Origin of the sequence: Streptomyces beijiangensis (genome assembly GCF_017315755.1) — a bacterium.
Taxonomy (GTDB): Bacteria; Actinomycetota; Actinomycetes; order Streptomycetales; family Streptomycetaceae; genus Streptomyces; species Streptomyces beijiangensis.
The window spans coordinates 1-501 of sequence record NZ_JAFLRJ010000952.1 but is presented as its reverse complement, the minus strand read 5'-3'; the positions used below and the strand labels follow the sequence as shown (position 1 = coordinate 501).

1 pseudogene is annotated in these 501 nt (G+C 72.9%); it reads left to right on the top strand.

Going from position 1 to position 501, the window contains the following annotated elements:
• Window positions 1-19: 19 nt before the first annotated feature.
• Window positions 20-501, top strand: a pseudogene (locus J0695_RS40040) (DUF5667 domain-containing protein); the annotation flags it as partial.

Below are 501 nucleotides of genomic sequence, written 5' to 3'. Positions count from 1 at the left end.
CAGGCGCGCCCTGACGGGCATGAAGCACGACGCGACCGAGGGACACCGCCTCCTCCACGAGGCGTACGCCCGAAACGGAGCGCTGGGCCCCATCCAGACGCTCTCCTCCTTCGCGCGGTCCCACCGGGACAGCTGGAGCCAGCTCCAGCGCCGACTGCCGGCCCAGCTCACCGACATGGGGAACGAGGTCAACTCGGTCTTCGACGCCATAGACCAGGAAGTGGGTCCGCTGCAGTCCCGGCTGCCGAGCCCACCCGGCCACAACACGGGCCGCAAGGGCACGGGCAGCGCCACGACGGGCTCCACGGGCACCACGCACCCGTCGGCCTCGACCGCCCCCACACACGGCGGTACGAGCGGCGACAGCCCGCACCCGTCCTCCTCCGGCTCCACCGGAGCGAACGGCCTGATCGGCGGCAACACGGGCGGCCTGATCAACCCTCCGGAGACGGGCAACTCCCCCGCCACCGGCGAGGACGGCAAGCCGACGCCCCCGGACGT